The sequence below is a fragment of the Xanthomonas euroxanthea genome, assembly GCF_900476395.1.
GTDB classification, from domain to species: domain Bacteria; phylum Pseudomonadota; class Gammaproteobacteria; order Xanthomonadales; family Xanthomonadaceae; genus Xanthomonas; species Xanthomonas euroxanthea.
This window is the reverse complement of sequence record NZ_UIHB01000010.1, coordinates 129,082-148,778: the sequence shown is the minus strand read 5'-3', so window position 1 is coordinate 148,778 and position 19,697 is coordinate 129,082. Positions and strand designations below refer to the sequence as shown.

The 19,697-nt window shown below is 67.1% G+C and carries 15 protein-coding genes; 9 read left to right on the top strand and 6 right to left on the bottom strand.

Annotated features, from left to right (window positions below; all coding sequences use genetic code 11):
- Positions 1-57: 57 nt before the first annotated feature.
- Both CPBF1521_RS20655 and CPBF1521_RS20640 read left to right on the top strand, forming a co-directional pair.
- Complete coding sequence (locus tag CPBF1521_RS20655) at positions 58-963, top strand: recombination-associated protein RdgC (RefSeq protein WP_007974628.1); 906 nt, start codon at positions 58-60, stop codon at positions 961-963.
- Positions 964-1,955: 992 nt separating this feature from the next.
- Positions 1,956-2,741 (top strand): YgjP family zinc-dependent metalloprotease, encoded by a 786-nt coding sequence (locus CPBF1521_RS20640; RefSeq protein WP_181901316.1) that lies wholly within the window; start codon positions 1,956-1,958, stop codon positions 2,739-2,741.
- Between the two features lie 78 nt (positions 2,742-2,819).
- Here CPBF1521_RS20640 and CPBF1521_RS20635 read toward each other — a convergent pair whose 3' ends face one another.
- Positions 2,820-3,686: an alpha/beta fold hydrolase gene (locus CPBF1521_RS20635; RefSeq protein WP_181901333.1), complete on the bottom strand. Its 867-nt coding sequence runs from the start codon at positions 3,684-3,686 to the stop codon at positions 2,820-2,822.
- Between the two features lie 2 nt (positions 3,687-3,688).
- Positions 3,689-4,654 (bottom strand): ferrochelatase, encoded by a 966-nt coding sequence (gene hemH / locus CPBF1521_RS20630; RefSeq protein ID WP_104649908.1) that lies wholly within the window; start codon positions 4,652-4,654, stop codon positions 3,689-3,691.
- A gap of 152 nt (positions 4,655-4,806) precedes the next feature.
- On the opposite strand from hemH, the gene CPBF1521_RS20625 reads away from it, so the two are divergent.
- The 4 genes from CPBF1521_RS20625 to tatC all read left to right on the top strand — a co-directional run bounded on the left by CPBF1521_RS20625 (position 4,807) and on the right by tatC (position 7,404).
- Positions 4,807-5,709 carry a lipid-binding SYLF domain-containing protein gene (locus CPBF1521_RS20625; protein ID WP_181901315.1) on the top strand — a complete coding sequence of 301 codons (903 nt, stop codon included), beginning with the start codon at positions 4,807-4,809 and terminating at the stop codon, positions 5,707-5,709.
- Between the two features lie 73 nt (positions 5,710-5,782).
- The gene (tatA, locus tag CPBF1521_RS20620) at positions 5,783-6,010 is read left to right on the top strand and encodes a Sec-independent protein translocase subunit TatA (RefSeq protein WP_104584354.1); all 228 of its coding nucleotides are present in this window, start codon (positions 5,783-5,785) and stop codon (positions 6,008-6,010) included.
- Between the two features lie 15 nt (positions 6,011-6,025).
- Positions 6,026-6,670 (top strand): Sec-independent protein translocase protein TatB, encoded by a 645-nt coding sequence (tatB, locus tag CPBF1521_RS20615; RefSeq protein ID WP_115678126.1) that lies wholly within the window; start codon positions 6,026-6,028, stop codon positions 6,668-6,670.
- A complete protein-coding gene (gene tatC, locus CPBF1521_RS20610; protein WP_104584358.1) occupies positions 6,667-7,404 on the top strand; it encodes a twin-arginine translocase subunit TatC in 738 nt (245 codons plus the stop codon). The genes tatB and tatC overlap by 4 nt, the downstream gene beginning before the upstream one ends.
- Before the next feature lie 330 nt (positions 7,405-7,734).
- Here tatC and CPBF1521_RS20605 read toward each other — a convergent pair whose 3' ends face one another.
- The 3 genes from CPBF1521_RS20605 to CPBF1521_RS20595 form a co-directional block, all read right to left on the bottom strand.
- Positions 7,735-8,634 carry a BPSS1780 family membrane protein gene (locus CPBF1521_RS20605; RefSeq protein ID WP_115678125.1) on the bottom strand — a complete coding sequence of 300 codons (900 nt, stop codon included), beginning with the start codon at positions 8,632-8,634 and terminating at the stop codon, positions 7,735-7,737.
- A gap of 45 nt (positions 8,635-8,679) precedes the next feature.
- Complete coding sequence (locus tag CPBF1521_RS20600; RefSeq protein WP_115678227.1) at positions 8,680-9,444, bottom strand: glutamine amidotransferase; 765 nt, start codon at positions 9,442-9,444, stop codon at positions 8,680-8,682.
- Between the two features lie 537 nt (positions 9,445-9,981).
- Positions 9,982-11,796 carry a GspE/PulE family protein gene (locus CPBF1521_RS20595; RefSeq protein WP_115678123.1) on the bottom strand — a complete coding sequence of 605 codons (1,815 nt, stop codon included), beginning with the start codon at positions 11,794-11,796 and terminating at the stop codon, positions 9,982-9,984.
- A gap of 90 nt (positions 11,797-11,886) precedes the next feature.
- On the opposite strand from CPBF1521_RS20595, the gene glyQ reads away from it, so the two are divergent.
- The 3 genes from glyQ (at position 11,887) to CPBF1521_RS20580 (ending at position 16,766) form a co-directional block, all read left to right on the top strand.
- On the top strand, positions 11,887-12,795 hold the full coding sequence (glyQ, locus tag CPBF1521_RS20590; protein ID WP_104584364.1) for a glycine--tRNA ligase subunit alpha: 909 nt from the start codon (positions 11,887-11,889) through the stop codon (positions 12,793-12,795).
- Between the two features lie 189 nt (positions 12,796-12,984).
- Complete coding sequence (glyS, locus tag CPBF1521_RS20585) at positions 12,985-15,177, top strand: glycine--tRNA ligase subunit beta (protein WP_115678122.1); 2,193 nt, start codon at positions 12,985-12,987, stop codon at positions 15,175-15,177.
- A complete protein-coding gene (locus CPBF1521_RS20580; RefSeq protein ID WP_115678121.1) occupies positions 15,177-16,766 on the top strand; it encodes a tetratricopeptide repeat-containing sulfotransferase family protein in 1,590 nt (529 codons plus the stop codon). Before glyS ends, CPBF1521_RS20580 begins: the two co-directional genes overlap by 1 nt.
- 234 nt (positions 16,767-17,000) lie before the next feature.
- Here the strand turns inward: CPBF1521_RS20580 and CPBF1521_RS20575 are convergent, their stop codons facing one another.
- The gene (locus CPBF1521_RS20575) at positions 17,001-19,691 is read right to left on the bottom strand and encodes a TonB-dependent receptor domain-containing protein (RefSeq protein WP_181901332.1); all 2,691 of its coding nucleotides are present in this window, start codon (positions 19,689-19,691) and stop codon (positions 17,001-17,003) included.
- Between the last annotated feature and the right edge of the window lie 6 nt (positions 19,692-19,697).

Below are 19,697 nucleotides of genomic sequence, written 5' to 3'. Positions count from 1 at the left end.
CACGGCGGCGGCAGTCTTCCCACCCTCCACGTTTCTTCCTCCTCTTCGGTCTGACGCATGTTCTTTCGTAATCTCACCCTGTTCCGTTTCCCGACCACGCTGGATTTCTCCGAGATCGACACGCTGCTGCCGCAGGTGCAGCTCAAGCCGGTCGGCCCGCTGGAAATGAGCTCGCGCGGTTTCATTTCCCCGTTCGGCCGCGACGAGCAGGAAGTGCTCTCGCATCGTCTGGAAGACTTCCTCTGGCTCACCGTCGGTGGCGAGGACAAGATCCTGCCCGGCGCGGTGGTCAACGACCTGCTCGAGCGCAAGGTTGCCGAGATCGAGGAGAAGGAAGGCCGTCGCCCCGGCGGCAAGGCGCGCAAGCGCCTGAAGGACGACCTGATCCATGAGCTGTTGCCGCGCGCCTTCGTCAAGAGCTCGCGGACCGATGCCATCCTGGACCTGCAGCACGGCTACATCGCGGTCAACAGCTCCAGCCGCAAGAGCGGCGAGAACGTGATGAGCGAGATCCGCGGCGCGCTCGGCAGCTTCCCGGCACTGCCGTTGAACGCTGAAGTCGCACCGCGCGCCATCCTCACCGGCTGGATCGCCGGCGAACCCCTGCCCGAAGGCCTGAGCCTGGGCGAAGAATGCGAGATGAAGGATCCGATCGAAGGCGGCGCGGTGGTCAAGTGCCAGCACCAGGAATTGCGCGGCGACGAGATCGACAAGCACCTGGAAGCCGGCAAGCAGGTGACCAAGCTGGCGCTGGTGCTGGACGACAATCTGTCGTTCGTGCTCGGCGACGATCTGGTGATCCGCAAGCTCAAGTTCCTCGATGGCGCACTGGACCAGCTCGAACACAGCGAAGACGACGGCGCGCGCGCCGAACTCGACGCGCGCTTCGCACTGATGAGCGCCGAAATCCGGCGCCTGTTCCTGCTGCTGGAAACCGCGCTGAAGCTGAGCAAGGCCGAGTAACCAGGTTTCGAACTACGGCGTTGTCGAGCCACGATGCAGGGCTTGAATCATCCGAGGCCTAAATCAACAGCTCGCAGCGTCGCGGGCGCGGTGCCCTCACCGCTTGCGGGACGCGCCGTGAACCCGTCCCTGGGGGCTCGGTGGCGGCATCCATGCCGCCACACGGTCCCGCAACCGGTAAGGACACCGCACCAGACAGTTGGTCGGTGCTCTTGTGAGAGCTGTCTGTCGTGCGGCGCCCATCAGACATGGAGCCGATACGTCATGAGCGAACGACGCATCCAACACCGCTCTTACCGTGCGCACCGACCATCTCGACAGGTCCTTGCCTGCTCACCGTCGCGGGACCTTACGCGGCATGGATGCCGCGTAAGAGCCTACAGGGACGTACTTGCGGCGTGTCCTGCGATGGTGGGCAGGCAAGGGCCCTGCACCAACGCGCAGCGTCGAGGCCGCGGTGTCCTCACCGCTTGCGGGACACGCCGTGAACCCATCCCTGGGGGCTCGGTGGCGGCATCCATGCCGCCACACGGTCCCGCAACCGGCAAGGACACCGCACCAGACAGTGGGTCGGCTGCTTTCTTGAAAGCGTGGCGCTCGGCTTGCGGTGGGCAGACGCGACGTTTGCAGATTGCGCGTCAAAACGCTTGTCTGCTGCTCGGTCTGCGGTGAGACGAGTGGTGGGAAGCCGGTCGAGGCACAGTGGCTCGACCATCGCACCTCAACTTCTGCTTGCAGCCATGCACACCGACCATCTCGACAGGTCCTTGCCCGCTCACCGTCGCGGGCTCTTACGCGGCATGGATGCCGCGTAAGAGCCTCCATGGATGGATTCACAGCGCGTCCCACGATGGTGGGCGGGCAAGGGCCCTGCAGCCAACGCGCAGCGTCGATGGCGCGGCGCCCTCACCGCTCGCAGGACACGCCGTCACATCGCATGTATCAATCGCGCCATCTCACCACCTGACACATCGCAGCGCTATCCTGTGTCCATGTTCAAGCCCGTCCGCCGTCTGATCGCGCCCGCCCCGCAGGTTGTCGAACGCGACTGCGTGCGCGTGCAACTGGACGGGCGTGAAATCGCGGTCCTGCGCGTGCGCGACCCGCGTGCGCGGCGCATCAAGCTCAGCGTCGACGAACGCGGTGCGCGGTTGACCCTGCCGCTGCGCGCAAGCCTGGTGTCGGGCGAGCGCTTTCTGCTGGCGCACCTGGACTGGTTGGGCACGCAGCTGTCGCGTTATCAGCAGGTCGATGCGTTTCCGGCGCTGGCGCGTGGCGTGCCGGGGTTGCTGCCGTTACGCGGCGCCTTGTTGCCGCTGAGCTGGCACGACGGGCGCTACGCACGTATCGAGGTCACCGACGACGGCGCGCAGTTCCATGTGCCTACGCGTCTAGGTGATGCAGGCCTGCGCCGCACGTTGAAGGAATTCTACGAAGCACAGGCGCGCGCCGATGTCGGACGCTGGTTGCCGACCTATCTGCCCGGCCTGCCGCGCGCGCCGGCGCGGGTGCGGCTGAAGGTGATGTCCTCGCAGTGGGGTTCGCTGGCACCGGATGGCTCGATGGCGCTGGACCTGGCGCTGGTGCTCGGCCGCCCGTCCGCGTTCGAATACGTGCTGGTGCACGAGCTCTGCCACCTGCTGCAGGCCAATCACTCGCCTGCGTTCTGGGCCGAGGTGGAGCAGCGCTTTCCCGCCTGGCGCGACGAGCGCAGCTATTTCCACGAACACGGGCGCCAGCTCAAGGCGCAGCTGCGGCGGTTGCTGCAGGCTGAGTGAGCTGTCGCGTGCAGGGCAACAAACGGCAGGAACTTCAGCGCATTCGCATCGCGCCGACGCATGCTTGCCTCACCTGCATCACGCGCGCTGCGGCGGCAGCGATGCCAGGAATCCGTTGATCACCGCCGCCACCGCGTCCGGTGCTTCCATATGCACATGGTGGGTGCCGGGCAACAACTGCAGGCGCGCATCGCGCATCAGCGCCACGCGGTGGTCGCGCAAGGCAGCGGGGAAGTACACCTGCGCCGGCGTGGCGAAGATGGCCTGGACCGGGCAGGCGATGGAGGCCAGCAGCACGTCGATCTGCGCTTCGGTCATGCGGATGGCCGTGGGCAGGGTCAGGCGCGGGTCGCTGCACCAGCTGTAGCCGCCTTCGACCGCGCACGCGCCGCGCTCCACCAGCAGCCGCGCGGCCGGTTCGGTGAGCTGGTTGGCCATCATGCGTGCGCGCACCGGCATCTCCATCGACGGAAACACGCGCAGCGGCCGCTGTGACAAGGTGCGTGCCGAGGCAATCGCATCGCGCAGGCGGGTGGCGGTGCCTTCCACCGGCTCGGCCAGTGCACCCAGCGCCTCGATCGCGATCAGCGCCTCCACGCGTTCCGGCGCCGCGGCGGCCAGCAGGCTGGCGACACCGCCGCCCAGCGAGTGGCCGAGCACGCTGAAGCGCTCCCAGCCCAGCGCATCGGCCACCTGCAGCAGAATGCCGATCGCGCTGCTGAGCGTGTACTCGGCACCGACCGGCAACCACGCGCTATGGCCGTGGCCGGGCAGATCGAGCAGGACCAGGTCCAGGTCCTGTGCATGCAGGTGCGCGCTCAGCGGCAGGAAGCTGGCGGCGTTGTCCAGCCACCCATGCAGGGCCAGCACCCGGCGCGGGCCACGGTCCGGGTTGCGCAGTCCGGTGACCCGGCCGATCGCCAGGTCGCACGCAAACGGCTCCAACCTCACGCGCGCCGCGCCACGGCGGCCAGTGCCTGCGCATGTGCCGGGCTGGCATTGAGGCAGGGGATGTAACTCAGGGTGGCGCCGCGTTCGGCCAGCGTTTCGGCAAAGCCCAGCGCCACTTCCTCCAGGGTTTCCAGGCAATCGGTGGCAAAACCCGGGCAGACCAGGTCGAAGCTGCGCACGCCGCCTTCGGCCAGTTTCCACAAGGTCGGTTCGGCGTAGGGCTGCAGCCAACGCTCCGAGCCGAAGCGCGACTGGTAGCCCATCTGCCATTCGTCCGCGCCCAGGCCCAGCGCGGCGACGATGGCCTGCGCGCTGCGCTCGCATTGCTGCGGATACGGATCGCCGGCATTGGCCACGCGCTGCGGCAGGCCGTGGAAGGAGAACATCAGCTTCTCGCTGCGCCCGTGCGCCTGCCAGTGCGCACGGATCGAATCGGCGATCGCCGCGACCCAGCCGGCGTCTTCGCAATACTCCTGGATCACCTCCACCGCGATCTCCGGTGCGCCCGGGCGCCAGGCGTCGATCACGTCCTGGATCGATGCGGTCGTCGTGGTCGAGTACTGCGGGTACAGCGGCAGCACCACGATGCGCCGGATGCCGCGCGCACGCAGGCCGTCCAGCGTCTTGCGCAGCGCCGGGGCGCCGTAGCGCATGGCCCATTCCACGTGCCAGTCCGGCATGACCTCCTTCAGGCCTTCGGCCAGCCGACGCGTGTACACAGCCAGTGGCGAGCCATCCGGCAGCCAGACCTTGGCGTATTTCTCGGCCGACTTGGGCCCGCGGATGGGCAGGATCACCCCGTACAGCAGCGGCTTCCAGAACAGCGGCGGGATCGCGACCACGCGGCGGTCGCTGAGGAACTCGGCCAGGTAGCGGCGCACGGCCGGGGCGGTGGGCGACTCGGGGGTGCCGAGATTGACGACCAGCAGGGCGGTATCGGGGGTGGTGTTCATGCGCGCCATTCTGGCAGAGCGCGGCAGTGCTGCCGAGGACAGCGCATCGATCGCCCCCATTGACCGCCTCTGGCACCCGCTTGCGCTCACCACCGATTCATTGCGCCACCACTAACGTCGCGCCATTGCTATCTTTGACGGATCATCCCCTGGAGCTTGTCATGCCTCGTCTGTCGCGCCTGGCCCTGTTGTTGTCGCTGACCTTCGCCGCCGGCCATGCCGTCGCCGGCCCGGAAGAGGACCAGCGCGCGCGTAACGCGGTGCGGGTGCTCAACGAGATCATGAAGATTCCCGAGCAGGCCATCCCGGACAAGCTGCTCGACGAGGCGCGCGCCATCGTGGTCATCCCCGATACGCTCAAGGCCGGGTTGGTGATCGGCGGCCGGCGCGGGCACGGCCTGATGTCGATGAAGAATGCCGACGGCAGCTGGTCGCAGCCGGTCTTCGTCAAGCTCACCGGCGGCAGCATCGGCTTCCAGGCCGGCGTGCAGTCCTCCGACGTGGTGCTGGTGTTCCGCAACGACCGCAGCCTGGACAACATCGTCAACGGCAAGTTCACCCTCGGTGCCGATGCCGGCGTGGCCGCCGGCCCGGTCGGCCGCAATGCCGCCGCCGCCACCGATGGCCAGCTCAAGGCCGAAATCTGGTCGTGGTCGCGCGCCCGTGGCCTGTTCGCCGGCGTGGCGCTGGACGGTGCGGTGCTGCAGATCGACGATGCCGCCGACCTCAACGCCTACGGTGGCGGCGCCACCCCGCGGATGATCTTCGAAGGCCGTACCAACGAGCGTGCCTCCACCGACGTGATCGCCTTCCGCGACCGCCTGGAAGAGGCGACCTACACCGCACGCGCCAATCGCGGTACCGATGGCAGCGCCGACGACAGCGCCAGCGCGCCGCGTCCGGCAACGCCGCCACCGGCACAGGCGGCCACCACACTGCCGCCTGCGGTCAACGAGGCCAGCACCGTGCCGATGCAGCCCAGCACCACGCCACCGCCGCAGCAGGGTTTCCAGCCGGTGTCCGATGGCGAAATCCGCACCGAATCGCTGGACGGCAACCGCTGACGCGCTGTCATCCCCCTGCGCGGTGCGCTGGGGTATCCTGCGCCTTCCTTCTTCTTCAGCAAGCGAGCAGATCATGGGCGGTTTCAGCATTTGGCACTGGCTGATCGTGCTGGTGATCGTGTTGCTGGTGTTCGGTACCAAGCGGCTCACCAGCGGTGCCAAGGATCTCGGCAGCGCGGTCAAGGAATTCAAGAAAGGCATGCACGACGAGGACAAGCCGGCAGGCAAGCTCGGCGACGACAGCCGCACGGCCGAGCAGGCACGTGAGGCGCAGGCCGAGCGCGATCGCGACGCGCGTTGATCCGGAGCGGCGTCGGTGTTTGACATAGGTGTTGGCGAACTGACGCTGATTGCGATCGTCGCCCTGGTGGTGCTCGGTCCCGAGCGCCTGCCCAAGGCGGCCCGGTTCGCCGGATTGTGGGTGCGCCGCGCGCGCATGCAATGGGACTCGGTCAAGCAGGAGCTGGAACGCGAGCTGGAGGCCGAAGAGCTCAAGCGCAGCCTGCAGGACGTGCAGGCCTCGCTGCGCGAGGCCGAAGACCAGTTGCGCAACAAGCAGCAACATCTGGAGCAGGGCGCCCGCGCGCTGCACGACGAGGTCGGGCGCGATATCGGGCGCGATATCGATATCCGCAGCACCACGACACCGGTGGCGACGCCGCTGGAGCTGGCGCATGCGGACCTGTCGGCTGGGGCCAATGCCGCGCCGGCAGCGGGCGCCGCCGATGCGCCTGAACATGCGGCCGCCGTACCGGTCATCGCCCAGGCACGGCCCATGGCGCCGGCGCCCCATCAGACATTGGTGCCGGCCCCCCATGACCCGGTGGTGCCGGCGCCGCATGCAGCGCATCTGGGCAATGCCAGCGCGCAGACGCCGGTTGCCTCGCCAATGGAGCCGGGCACGCCAGAGGCGCTGATCGAGCCGACCGAGCCGGGCAAGCTCCAGGAGAAGCGGCCGTGAGCCTGTTCGACGACGCACAGGCCGAAAGCAGTCTGATCGAGCATCTGGTCGAGCTGCGCGCACGCCTGGTGCGCGCCCTGATCGGCCTGGGCGTGGTGCTGCTGGCGCTGTTGCCGTTTTCCCGCGCGATTTACTCGTGGCTGGCCGCGCCGCTGATTTCGCAGCTGCCGCTGGGGCAGACGATGATCGCGATGAACCCGGCCGGCGCGTTCTTCGCCCCGCTCAAGCTGACCTTCTTCGTGGCGGTGTTCTTCAGCGTGCCGTGGCTGCTGTATCAGGCCTGGGCCTTCGTGGCGCCGGGCCTGTACCAGCGCGAGAAGAAACTCGCATTCCCGTTGCTGGCCTCGGCGGTGGCACTGTTCTACATCGGCTGCGCGTTCGCGTATTTCCTGGTGCTGCCGGCGGTGTTCCACTTCCTGACCACGTTCAAGCCGGACGTGATCGCCATTACCCCGGACGCCAATTCCTACCTGGATTTCGTGCTGGCGATCTTCTTCGCCTTCGGTGCCAGCTTCGAGCTGCCGGTGGCGCTGGTGATCCTGGTGCTGCTGGGCTGGGTCAGCCCCAAGCAGCTGAGCGAAGGCCGCGGCTATGCCATCGTCGGCATCTTCATCCTGGCCGCCGTGCTCACCCCGCCGGACGTGGTCTCGCAGCTGATGCTGGCCATCCCGATGTGCCTGCTCTACGAGCTGGGCATCATCGCCTCGCGCGCGGTGGGGCCGAAGAGCGCCTAGCGCGCGGACGGGGCCAGCATCGCCCCAGACGCCAATCACCCACGTAGGAGCGCACCCGGGCGCGACTGGGGCTTCCTGGCGAACGCTTCGTCGCGCCCAGGTGCGCTCCTACGGGTTGGGATGGTCTGGCGGCGACCCCGTTCGCGCGCGATCGGGGCTCTCCCGACGAATGCTTTGTCGCGCCCGGGTGCGCTCCTACGGGTTGGGATGGTCTGGTGACGACCCCGTTCGCGCGCGACCGGGGCTCTCCCGGCGAACGCTTCGTCGCGCCCTGGTGCGCTCCTACGGGGCGCGGGTCTGAGGCGGCAAGCACATCCGCAGGTCAGGGGCTCAGGCCGCAAACACATCCGGTCGTGAGGGCGCCGTCGGCTGGGCAGAAGCGCCTTGGTGCGTGAACATCTGCTTCCAGGCCGCGTAGACCGAGCCGGCGAACACCGGCATCAGCACCGCCATCAGCAGCAGCTGGGCCAGCCACATCGCCACGGTCTGGCCGGCGACCAGGCCGACGATCAGCGCCACGATCATCACCGCGAAATAGATCGCGAAGATGGCGATGAAGGCCAGCACGAAGAACACCAGCATCGCCGGCAGGTTGTGCAGGCTGGCGCGCAGGCTCTCGCGCAGCGCGTGGCCGCCGGTGCTGCGGTCGAACATCACCTGCGGCGGCATCACGAACAGTGCCAGGGTCATCGCCGCGAAGGTGGCGATGGTCAGCAGCAGCCACAGCAGGATGCGGCCGGCCGGCAGGCTGGCGGCCAGCTGCTCGATCTGCACCGGATCCGGCTGCGCGCCGGACTGGCTGATCTGGTTGATCTTGATCATCACCTCGGACAGCTGCTGCAGCCCGCTGGCGCCGATCATCACCAGCAGCAGCACGCCCAGCAGCAGGCCGGCGATCAGCTGCGGCAGCAGCGACACCAGCAGGTGCGGCGCGCGGCCGTCCTGCAGGCCGTGCAGCAGATGCGACGGCTTGGCGATGCGGCCTTCGTCGACCTCGCGGATCGCCCACAGCAGGCCGCCCATGAACAGCGGGCCGGCCAGCACCAGCAGGAACTGCAGGGCCGGGCCCAGCAGCGGCACCAGCACCGACAGCGACACCACCAGGGTGGCGGCCACGCTCCAGATCACCCCCAGCGAGCCAAGCGCCAGTGGCGCCCGCTTCAACAGCGAGAAACCGGTCAACAGCCATTCTGCGCCGGCAGACGCCGGCACCTTGCGGATTTCGCTCATTCCCATTCCGGATCGATACGCACCGGACCATCCGGCGTGGCGCGATTATCGCTGCTTTTGCGTGTGTGCGGCGGGATGAGTGGTCACTGTTTGCAGGCCGCGTGCGTGATGCACGAACCGGCGCAGCAGCTTGCGCGCGATCGGCGCGGCGGTGACCTCCCGGGCGACCGTACGGGCGCAGTGGCCGTGGCGGGCGATGCACTCGGCGCGCGCCTGCACATAGCCGCGCATGTGGTGGGTGGCGAACTCGGGGTGGAACTGCACGCCCCAGGTGGCCTGGCCCCAGCGGAAGGCATGGCAGCGGTCCTGGCGCGAATGCGCCAGCACGATGGCCCCGTCCGGGGCGCGCACCACGGTCTGCATGTGCGTGGCGTGCGCCGGGAAATGCGCCGGCAGGCCCGCAAACAAAGGGTCCTGCTCGGCTGGCGGGTGCAGTTCCAGCGCGATCGTGCCGGACTCGCGCCCGGCCGGGTTGTAGTCGACCTCGCCGCCCAGCGCGTGCGCCAGCAGCTGGTGCCCGTAGCAGATGCCCAGCAGCGGCATGCCCTGGTGGGCGGCATCGCGCAGCCAGGCGGCACTGCGTTCGCTCCAGTCGGCGCGGTCGGTGACATAGGCGGCCGAGCCACTGACGATGGTGCCGGCAAAGCCGGTGCGGTCGGGCAGGCGGCCGCCGTTGGCGACATCGATGGCGACGGTTTCGTGTTCGGCCAGCCCGGCCGCAACGCGGATCCAGTGCCGAAAGCGGCCGTATCGCTTCATCTCCGGCACGGGATGCCCGGTTTCGATGATCAGGAACGGCAAGGCGGACATGCGGACGAGCATCCAGCAGCGACTGATGTGCCCGATTGTAGGCAGCTCCCGCCGGTTTTTTTCAATTGGCGTGCCAATACATGCAGCTAAGGTTATGCCGGATGGCTATGTGCTGATGGCTGGGGGGCGGGGAGCTGGCTACTTGCGCTGTGTGGATGTAAGAGCAGTGATGGCTGAGATGGTTTGTGCCACGTCGGTTGCCGATTCGGTTGCCGTGGTGATCGTGCGCCGCTGATCTGGTTGTACTCGGCCGTGCCGTGTACCTGGTCAATGGTGAGGCGGAGCCCCTGCCAATGGCGGCATGTGCATGCCGACGTACCCTCATCCGCCCTTCGGGCACCTTCTCCCGGTGGGAGAAGGGAGAAGGTGGGAGAACGGAGCGAGCGCCTCTCCCGCCGGGGCGAGAGGGCATGGCTTGCGCGCCACTGGCGCGCGTGCCTTGGAGCGCCCGCGTCGCAAACGCGGGCCGGGGCCCGGAGCGGGGGTTGGGGTGAGGGTCGCCTGGGCCGATAACCGTGCAAGTCCCAGGCGATCCACCTAGTCCCGCGGCGGCAGGACCGACAACACCTCTTCCACCGTGGTCAGCCCGGCGGCGACCTTTTCAAGGCCGGTGCGACGCAGCGTGCGCAGGCCCTCGCCGCGGGCGGCGTGGCTGAAGCTGGCCAGGTCGGTGTCGGCGCGGATCAGGCTGCGCAGGCGCGGTGTCACCGGCAGCAGCTCGTACAGGCCGACACGGCCCAGGTAGCCGGTGCGGCGGCATTCCAGGCAGCCGACCGGCGCGTGCACGTTGAGCACCTCCGGCAGCGCTTCGCCCGGCTCGCGGATCGCCGACCAGTCGTCGTCGCTGAGCGTGTGCGGGCGTTTGCAGTGCACGCACAGGGTGCGCACCAGCCGCTGCGCCAGCACGCCGTTGAGCGTGGAGGCCACCAGGTAATGCGGCACGCCCAGGTCCAGCAAACGGGTGATCGCCGAGGCGGCGTCGTTGGTGTGCAGCGTGGACAGCACCAGATGCCCGGTCAGCGAGGCCTGCACAGCCATCTGCGCGGTTTCCAGGTCGCGGATTTCGCCGATCATGATGATGTCCGGGTCCTGGCGCAGCAGCGTGCGCACACCGCTGGCGAAATCCAGGTCGATGTTCTGCTGGACCTGCATCTGGTTGAATTCCGGCGCGATCATTTCGATCGGGTCTTCCACGCTGCACACGTTCACATCCGGCGTGGCCAGGCGCTTGAGCGTGGAATACAGCGTGGTGGTCTTGCCCGAGCCGGTGGGGCCGGTGACCAGCACGATGCCATGCGGGCGCTCGACCAGCGCGCTCCAGCCGGCGGCTTCTTCCGGGCTGAAGCCGAGTTGCTCGATGCTCTTGAACGCAGAATCCGGGTCGAAGATGCGCATCACGCACTTCTCGCCGAAGGCGGTGGGCATCGTGGACAGGCGCATTTCCACCTCGCGCCCGCCCGGCGACCGGGTCTTGATGCGGCCGTCCTGCGGGCGGCGGCGTTCGGCCAGGTCCATGCGGCCGAGCACCTTGATGCGGCTGACCACCGCGGTCATCACCGAGGGCGGCACTTCCAGCACCTTGTGCAGCACCCCGTCGATGCGGAAACGCATGCGCCCGGCCTCGCGACGCGGCTCCAGATGGATGTCGCTTGCCCGCTGTTCGTAGGCGTACTGCAGCAGCCAGTCGACGATATGCACGATGTGGTGGTCGTCGGCATTGACGTCGCCGGCGCGGCCCAGTTCCACCAGCTGCTCGAAACTGGGCAGGCCGGCACCGGGTTCGGCGCTGCGCACATCGCCGCGCGCGCCGCGCACCGACTGGGTCACGCCGAAGAACTCCATCGTGTAGCGGTGCAGGTCCAGCGGGTTGATCAGCGCCAGTTCGATGCGGCGCCGGCTCAGGTGCTGCACGTCGGCCAGCCAGTCCAGCGCCAGCGGCTCGCTGGTGGCGATCAGCACGCGCTCGGCATCCAGCGCCAGCGGCAGGATGCGGTGGCGGCGTGCGTAGGCATGCGAGACCACGCCGGTGACCGCGGCCACATCGATGCGGGTCGGGTCGATGCGCAGATAGCGCAGGCCGGTGCGGGTGGCCAGCCATTCGGTCAGCCGTTCCAGCCCGAGTTCGCCGGCCGGCGGCTGCGCGGCATGCAGCTTGAGATTGGCCAGCAGCACCAGCGGATGCACCTCGCTGGCATTGCGCACGCCGGCGGCGGAGAACTGCACGCGCTCATGTTCGTGCGGCACCACCATGCCGTCTGCAAGCAGGGCGGCGGCCACCGGGTCGAACATCAGGCGGCCGCGCGGCAACAGTGCCGCTGCGCTTTCAGTATCGGCCGTACGCCGCTGTTCCATGCTCGAGGTTCCCCTGCAGCGGTGCTCCGCGGCAAAGCGCTGCGGGTCGGCCGGTATACTAGCGCACCCCTTCCGCACGGCCTTTGCTGCATGTCCGATTCCCGGCGCGTTCCAATCACTTTCCAGGGCCTGATCCAGACCCTCAACCAGTACTGGGCCGAGCAAGGCTGCGTGCTGATCCAGCCGCTGGACCTGGAAGTGGGAGCAGGCACGTTCCATCCGGCCACCTTCCTGCGCGCGCTGGGACCGGAGCCGTGGAATGCGGCCTACGTGCAGCCCTCGCGCCGCCCCACCGACGGCCGCTACGGCGAAAATCCCAACCGCCTGCAGCGCTACTACCAGTACCAGGTGGCGATGAAGCCCAACCCGGACAATATCCAGGACCTGTACCTGGGCTCGCTCAAGGCGCTGGGCATCGACCCGCTGGTGCATGACCTGCGCTTTGTCGAGGACAACTGGGAGTCGCCCACGCTGGGCGCCTGGGGCCTGGGCTGGGAAGTCTGGCTCAACGGCATGGAGGTGACCCAGTTCACCTACTTCCAGCAGGCCGGCGGACTGGAGTGCAAGCCGGTACTGGGCGAGATCACCTACGGGCTGGAACGGCTGTGCATGTACCTGCAGAGCTGCGACAACGTCTACGACCTGGTGTGGACCTACGGCCCGGATGGCACGCCGGTGAGCTATGGCGATGTGTATCACCAGAACGAGGTGGAGCAGAGCGCCTACAACTTCGAGCATGCCAATGTGGCCGAGCTGTTCCATCGGTTCGACGCCTGCGAGGCCGAGGCCAAGCACCTGGTCGAGGTCGGCCTGCCGTTGCCGGCGTACGAGCAGGTCACCAAGGCCAGCCACGCGTTCAACCTGCTGGATGCGCGCCGCGCGATCAGCGTGACCGAACGCCAGCGCTACATCCTGCGCGTGCGCGCGCTGGCGCAGGGCGTGGCGCAGGCGTATTACGCACAACGCGAGAAGCTGGGCTTTCCCGGAGTCAAGCGCTGATGCTGTGTCCTTCCCCCGCCAGCGGGGGAAGGTGCCCGCAGGGCGGATGGGGGCAGTACGTCTCCGCCGCCTCGGCACGACCCTCATCCGGCGCGGCGCGCCACCTTCTCCCGCTAGCGGGAGAAGGACATTCTCCAGTCACCTTCGTCCGTTGATGGCAGAAGGGACATAAGCCAAGGTTCACCTGACATGAGCGAACAACTTCCCCTGCTGATCGAACTGGGCACCGAAGAGCTGCCGGTCAAGGCGCTGCCGGGTCTGGCGCAGGCTTTCTTCGATGGCGTGCTGGCCGGTCTGGAAAAGCGCGGCGTCGCGGTCACCCGTGGCGATGCCAAGCCGCTGTCCACGCCGCGCCGCCTGGCGGTGCTGTTGCCGGGCGTGGCCACCGAGCAGCCCGAACAGCGCTCCGAAGTGCTGGGCCCGTATCTCACCATCGCGCTGGATGCCGAGGGCAAGCCGACCAAGGCGCTGGCCGGTTTCGCCGCCAAGGCCGGCATCGACTGGACCGCGCTGGAGCGCACCAGCGATGCCAAGGGCGAGCGCTTCGTGCACCGCGCGGTGACGCCGGGCGCGCGCACTGCCGACTTGCTGCCGGAGATCCTGCGCGAGGCCATTGCCGCGATGCCGATCCCCAAGCCGATGCGCTGGGGCGCGCACGAATACGCCTTCGCGCGGCCGGTGCAGTGGCTGGTGCTGCTGTTCGGCGATGCGGTGATTCCGGCCGAGCTGCTGGGCGTGCGTGGCGATCGCCTCACCCGCGGGCATCGCTTCATGCATCAGGGCGAGGTGTCGCTGGCGGCGCCGGGCGATTACATCGAGGCCTTGCGCGCGGCGCATGTGCTGGTGGATGCCGACGCACGCCGCGCACGCATCGTCGAGGAAGTCGAAGCTGCCGCCAGGCAGGCCGGCGGTAGTGCGCGCATCAGCGACGACAACCTGGAACAGGTGGTCAACCTGGTCGAATGGCCATCGGCGGTGCTGTGCAGTTTCGAGCGCGCGTTCCTGGCGGTGCCGCAGGAAGCGCTGATCGAGACCATGGAGATCAACCAGAAATTCTTCCCGGTGCTGGACGACGGCGGCAAGTTGACCGAGCAGTTCATCGGCATCGCCAATATCGCCTCCAAGGATGTGGCCGAAGTCGCCAAGGGCTACGAGCGGGTGATCCGTCCACGTTTTGCCGACGCCAAGTTCTTCTTCGACGAAGACCTCAAGCAGGGGCTGGAGGCGATGGGCGCCGGTCTGGCCAGCGTGACTTACCAGGCCAAGCTGGGCACGGTGGCCGACAAGGTCGCGCGCGTGGCGGCGCTGGCCGAGGCGATCGCGCCGCAGGTCGGTGCCGATCCGGTGCAGGCGCGTCGCGCCGCGCAGCTGGCCAAGAACGACCTGCAGTCGCGCATGGTCAACGAATTCCCGGAACTGCAGGGCATTGCCGGGCGCCATTACGCCAAGGCCGCCGGTGAACCGAGCGAGATTTCGCTGGCCATCGACGAGGCCTACCAGCCGCGTTTTGCCGGCGATGACATCGCACTGTCACCACTGGGCAAGGTGCTGGCGATCGCCGAGCGCCTGGATACCTTGGCCGGTGGCTTTGCGGCCGGGCTGAAGCCGACCGGCAACAAGGATCCGTTTGCGCTGCGGCGTAATGCCCTGGGGTTGGCGCGGACGGTGATTGAGAGTGGGTTTGAGCTGGATCTGAAGGCGACGCTGGTGACTGCGGTCAAGTTGCTGCCATGGGATCGCCTCGTGAGAAAAGCGACGCTGAAAGACGAAGAAAAAATTGCTGATATCGACTCCGCGCAGTACGCGCAGCTCGCTTCTGAAATCTTCGATTTCATCCTGGACCGCCTGCGCGGCTACTACGCAGACAAGGGCGTTGCTTCCACGCACTTCAATGCGGTCGCCGCACTGTTCTCGGTCGCGCCCGAGGGCGCTCCTACAGGGCTCGTAGAAGCGCACCTGGGCGCGACCCACGGCTCCCTCTACGACCTCGACCGCCGCATCGAGGCGATCGGCATCTTCGCCACACTGCCCGAAGCCGAAGCCCTGGCCGCAGCCAACAAGCGCATCCGCAACATCCTGCGCAAGGTCGAGGGCGAGATTCCCGGCGATATCGACACCACGCTGCTGCGCGAACCGGCCGAAGAAGCCCTGGCCGAAGCGGTGGAAGCGGCCATCGGCGATACCGGCGATGCGCTGCACCGGCACGACTACGTCGCCGTGCTCGCACGCCTGGCGCGGTTGCGCCCACAGGTGGACGCGTTCTTTGACGGGGTGATGGTCAACGCCGAAGACGCGCAATTGCGCGCCAATCGTCTGGCCCTGCTGAAGAAGCTCGGCGACCGCCTCGGCAGCGTCGCCGCCATCGAGCATCTGTCCAGCTGATGGCCGCGTCCGCCGGCGCGGTGCACTGGCAGACCGCGCAGGCCGCGTTGGCACGTCGCGAGCTGGGTGTGGCCGCGTCTGCGCTGCAGGCATTGCTGGAGGTGGAGCCCACGCACGTGTCGGCCCGCGTGCTGCTGGCCGGCACCGTGCTGGCCAACGGCAGGATGCGCGAGGCGGTGGCGCAGTTGCGGCTGGCCGCAGGCGATCTGGGTGACGACGTGGCGATGCGTTGCCGCGTGGCGCAAGCCTTGCTGCGTGTCGGCGAGCATCGCGCGCTGCATGCCTTGCTGCGGCATCCGTCGGTGATGCAGTGCAACGATGGCCCGACCCTGGCCTTGCTCGCGCATGTGCATCAATCGCTGGGCGAACATGGCGACGCGCTGGCGATGATGCGGCGCGCGCAGGCCTGCGGATTCGATGGTGCGGATTTCCGTTTCTTTCTTGCGGTGCAGCTGCAATTCAATGGTCGCCTCGATGAAGCGGCGCAGGCGCTGGAGCATGCGCTGGCGCAAAAGCCCGGCTATGGCCGCGCGGCGTTGACGCGTGCGCGCCTGCGCCGTCAGACCACCAGCAGCAACCATGTCGAGCAACTGCGTGAGCAACTGCAACGTGCCAAGCCCGACAGCGAGGACCGCGCCGGGCTGGCGTTCGCGCTGTACAAGGAACTGGAAGACCTCGGCCAGACCGGGGCTGCCTGGGACGCGCTGCAGCATGGCAATGCGGTGATGCATGCGCGCCTGCGCCACGACGCCGATGCAGAAGCTGCGCTCTATACGCAGCTGGGAGCATTGGCCCAGCAAGGCGTGTTCGCTGGGCAGCAAGCCCCGGCCGCGCACGGCCCGCAGCCGATCTTCGTGCTCGGCTTGCCGCGCTCGGGCACCACGGTGCTGGAGCGGATGCTGGGCAATCATTCCCAGATCGTGTCGGCTGGCGAGTTGAACGACGTTGGCCATCAACTGCGTTGGGGCGCCGACCAGGCCGGCCGTAGCCTGCTGGATGCGCGTGTGCTGCAGGCGCTGCCGACGCTGGACTACGCGCAGGTCGGCGCGCGTTACCTGGAACAGACGCAATGGCGCGCCGGATCTGCGCGTTGGTACATCGACAAGCTACCGGCCAACGCGGTGGCGATCGGCCCGATCGCGCGCGCCTTGCCGGGTGCAGTGATCGTGCATCTGGTGCGCGAGCCGATGGCGGTGTGTTTCTCCAATTACCGCGCATTGTTCGGCGACTCCTACGCCTACAGCTACGACCTGCACACGCTGGCGCGTCACTATCAGGCGTATCACGGGTTGATGGCGCAGTGGCGCGCGGCATTGCCGGGCCGGGTGATCGATGTGGACTATGCGCAGATGGTGCGTGATCCATCCACGGTCCTTGAGCAGCTGATGGCGCGCTGCGGGCTGGAGATCGAGCCCGGTCAGATCGATATCACCCGCAATGCAGCTGCATCGGCCACGCTGAGCAGCGTGCAGGTGCGCGAAGGTGTGCATGTGCGCAACGTGGACGAGTGGCGGCGCTACGCCACGCAGCTGGAGCCGCTGCGGCTGGATTTGTTGCATGCCGGCCTGATCCAGGCCGACGCACGCTGACAACGGCCAGCACGACGACGCGAGGCTGCTGCATCGGTGCGTGCAGCGTGCCCGCAGCCGAAGTGCCTGCGTGTCGCCAGCTTGGGCTGCGCACCTTTCGGCTACACCAAACTCGCTTAATAGCAGTAGCGGCGATCCCCGAGCGCTTGATTCAAAAACGCTTGCCCTAATGGCTGGCCAAAAACGCCAGCGGCAGCCCCATGGCTGCCGCTGGACGCTACCGCCTCGGATCAGTCAGTGTGCGCCGAAACGCCAGTTCAGCTCCAGCATGTAGGAGCGGCCGTAGCCGGTGTAGTTGAAGATGTTGTAGTACGGGTAGCTGGTGTAGGTGCGGTCGCGTGGCGGGCGGGTGTCGGCCAGATTGTTGACCGTTGCGGTCAGCGAGATGTCGTCGTTGAGCGCATAGTCGAGCGTGGCATTGAGCGTGGTCCACGCCCCGACCTTGCGTGCGCCTTCCACCGCATACCCGTCGGTGCTTTGTTGCGCCACCAAGTTGGGCGTGCGGCCATTGCGTTGACCGAACAACGTGGTGGTCCATGCATCTTTCTGCCAGGTCACCGAGGCATTGACGATGCTGCGGAACTCGGAGGAGAAGAATGGTTCGCTGAGCAGGTCGCGCACCGGGTCCTGCGGGAACTGCTGGCTTTCGTGCTTGAGGGTGAGGTTGTATTGCGCATCGAAAACGAACAGGCCCCAGGATTCGGTCGCCAGGTTGTAGGTCGCCTTGCTGAGCACGCCGGAGATTTCCTCGTTGGAGATATTGACCGGGTTGATGCGGATGTCGCTCAGGCGATTGGGTACCGGTGCATCGGCGGCGGTGCGATCGATGCGCGACAGTGCATCCACGCAGGTGGGCGAGCTGATATCCAGGCTGCCGAGGCGGCAGGCCGATTCGGTCTGCAGCAGGTTGTCGGTGCTCAGGTCGCTGACCTTGTCATCGATCTTGATGTTGTAGTAATCGGCGTTGATGCTGAAGCGTGCGCTCGGCGACCACACCACGCCGGCGCCCCAGGATTTGGCGGTGATCGACTTCAGGTCCGCATTGCCCGACCGACGGCCCTGGATACTGGTACCGCCATAGGTGCAGTCGGCGATCGGCACGTTGGGCTCTTCGAGTGCGCACCGGTAGTAATCGTTGACGCCCTGGAAGAAGCCGCTGTCGCCAGCGAAGGAAAACGCCATGTCCGGTGCCTTGAACGCGGTGGCATAGTTGCCGCGGAACAGCAGCGAATCGATCGGGCGGAATTCCAGCGCGGCCTTGTAGGTGAACTTGGAATCGCCACCGCCGCCCTGGTTCTTGTAGTCGTCGAAACGGCCGGACAGGTTGGCCGTCAACGTCGAGAGGATCGGCAGGCGCATCTCGAATGCCGCCGCCCAGTTCTCGCGCTTGCCGCTGCCCTGGGTGCCGGTCAGCTGGTAGAAGTCGCCGGCGATCACGCGTTGATCGGTCGGGTTTTCCCAGTACTGGTTGCCCGCCTGCAGCACGCCGGCCACGCCAACCGCACCGGCCGGCAGGTTGAACAACTCGGTGTTGGTGAGCTGCAGGTTGACGTTCTGGGTCCAGGTCCTGGACTTGGTGCGGATCTCGTCGTTGAAGCTGCGGTATTGCGCCGGCGTCAATGCGCGATAGAAGTCGGCGTCGTTGGGCGAATAGATCGGGTAGCCGTAGTACTCGCCTTGCTGGGGCCCCAGGAACTGCTCGCGGAAGAAGTCTTCGATGCGATCGGCCAACGGCCATTGCTGGCGGCTGTCGATGCGGTATTCGGCGCGTGCGTAGTACGCATCGTAGGTCCAGTTGCTGGCGCCCAGCCCGCCCTTGATGCCGGCGGCGATGTTGTAGGAGTCGGCAGTCTGGCGATCGTTGTTGAAGTCCAGGTTGCCGGTCTCTTCGGGCGCGAAGATGCGCTGGTAGCCTTCCAGTTGCTGGCTGTCCTGGTTGTAGAACAAGCCGCCGGTGTCGGACGAGGTCTGCCAGAAGCGCGGGCCGCTGTTGACCTCCACCTTGGTGCGATTGAGCAGCAGCGTCGCGTAGCCCTGGGTGTTGTCGTTGAAGGCGTAGGTCAGGTTGGCATAGCCACTGGCGCTGCGCTCCTTGTTGAGGATGCTGGCATACCCTGGCTCGGTGCGGCTGCTGCAGAAGTTGCCGCGATTGGCGCGGTTGTCGTATTGCACCGAACCGTTGAACAGCGGGCCCAGTGCATCGCAGTTGGCGGCGCCGGGGTCGATGTAGGTGGTTGGCGTGTTGTGAAGCGCGATGCGCGAGCCGTAGCGCAGGGTGGGATCCGGATTGTCGGAGGTGGAATCGAAATCGCGCCGCTGGGAGCCGTAGATCGGATCCTGGTTGTTGAGCTGCAGGCCCCAGACGATATCGGCCTTGCCGAGGGTGCTGCCGCCGGTAAGCTGGAAGCGCTGGTTGTTGCCGCCACCGCCGTCGTAGGTGCCCATGCGGTAATTCATCTGCACGCCATCGACGTGCTTCTTCAGGATGATGTTGACCACGCCGGCAATGGCGCTGGAGCCGTAGATCGAGGACTGGTTGCCGGGCGCCACGTCGATGCGTTCGACCATACCCACCGGCACGCTGGCCAGGTCGACGAAGTTGCTCTGGCCGTTGTAGAGCAGCGGGTAATCGGCCATCGGCCGGCCGTCGATCAGCACCAGGGTGAAGCCCGGATCCAGGCCGAGCAGGCTCAGTGACTTGGCACCGGCGGTGAAGCCGCCACTGAACTGGCCATCCTGCACCGAGCCGGTGGCCATCGGCTGCGAGCGCAGCACATCGTAGACGTCCTTGAAGCCGCGGCGCTGGATGTCCTGGGCGGTGATGGAGAACACCGGGGTGGCTGTTTCGACCTGTGACCGCGGAATCAACGAGCCTGTCACGGTGACCTTGTTCAATTCAGTCACTGCGTCCTGGTTCTGGGCCATCGCAAG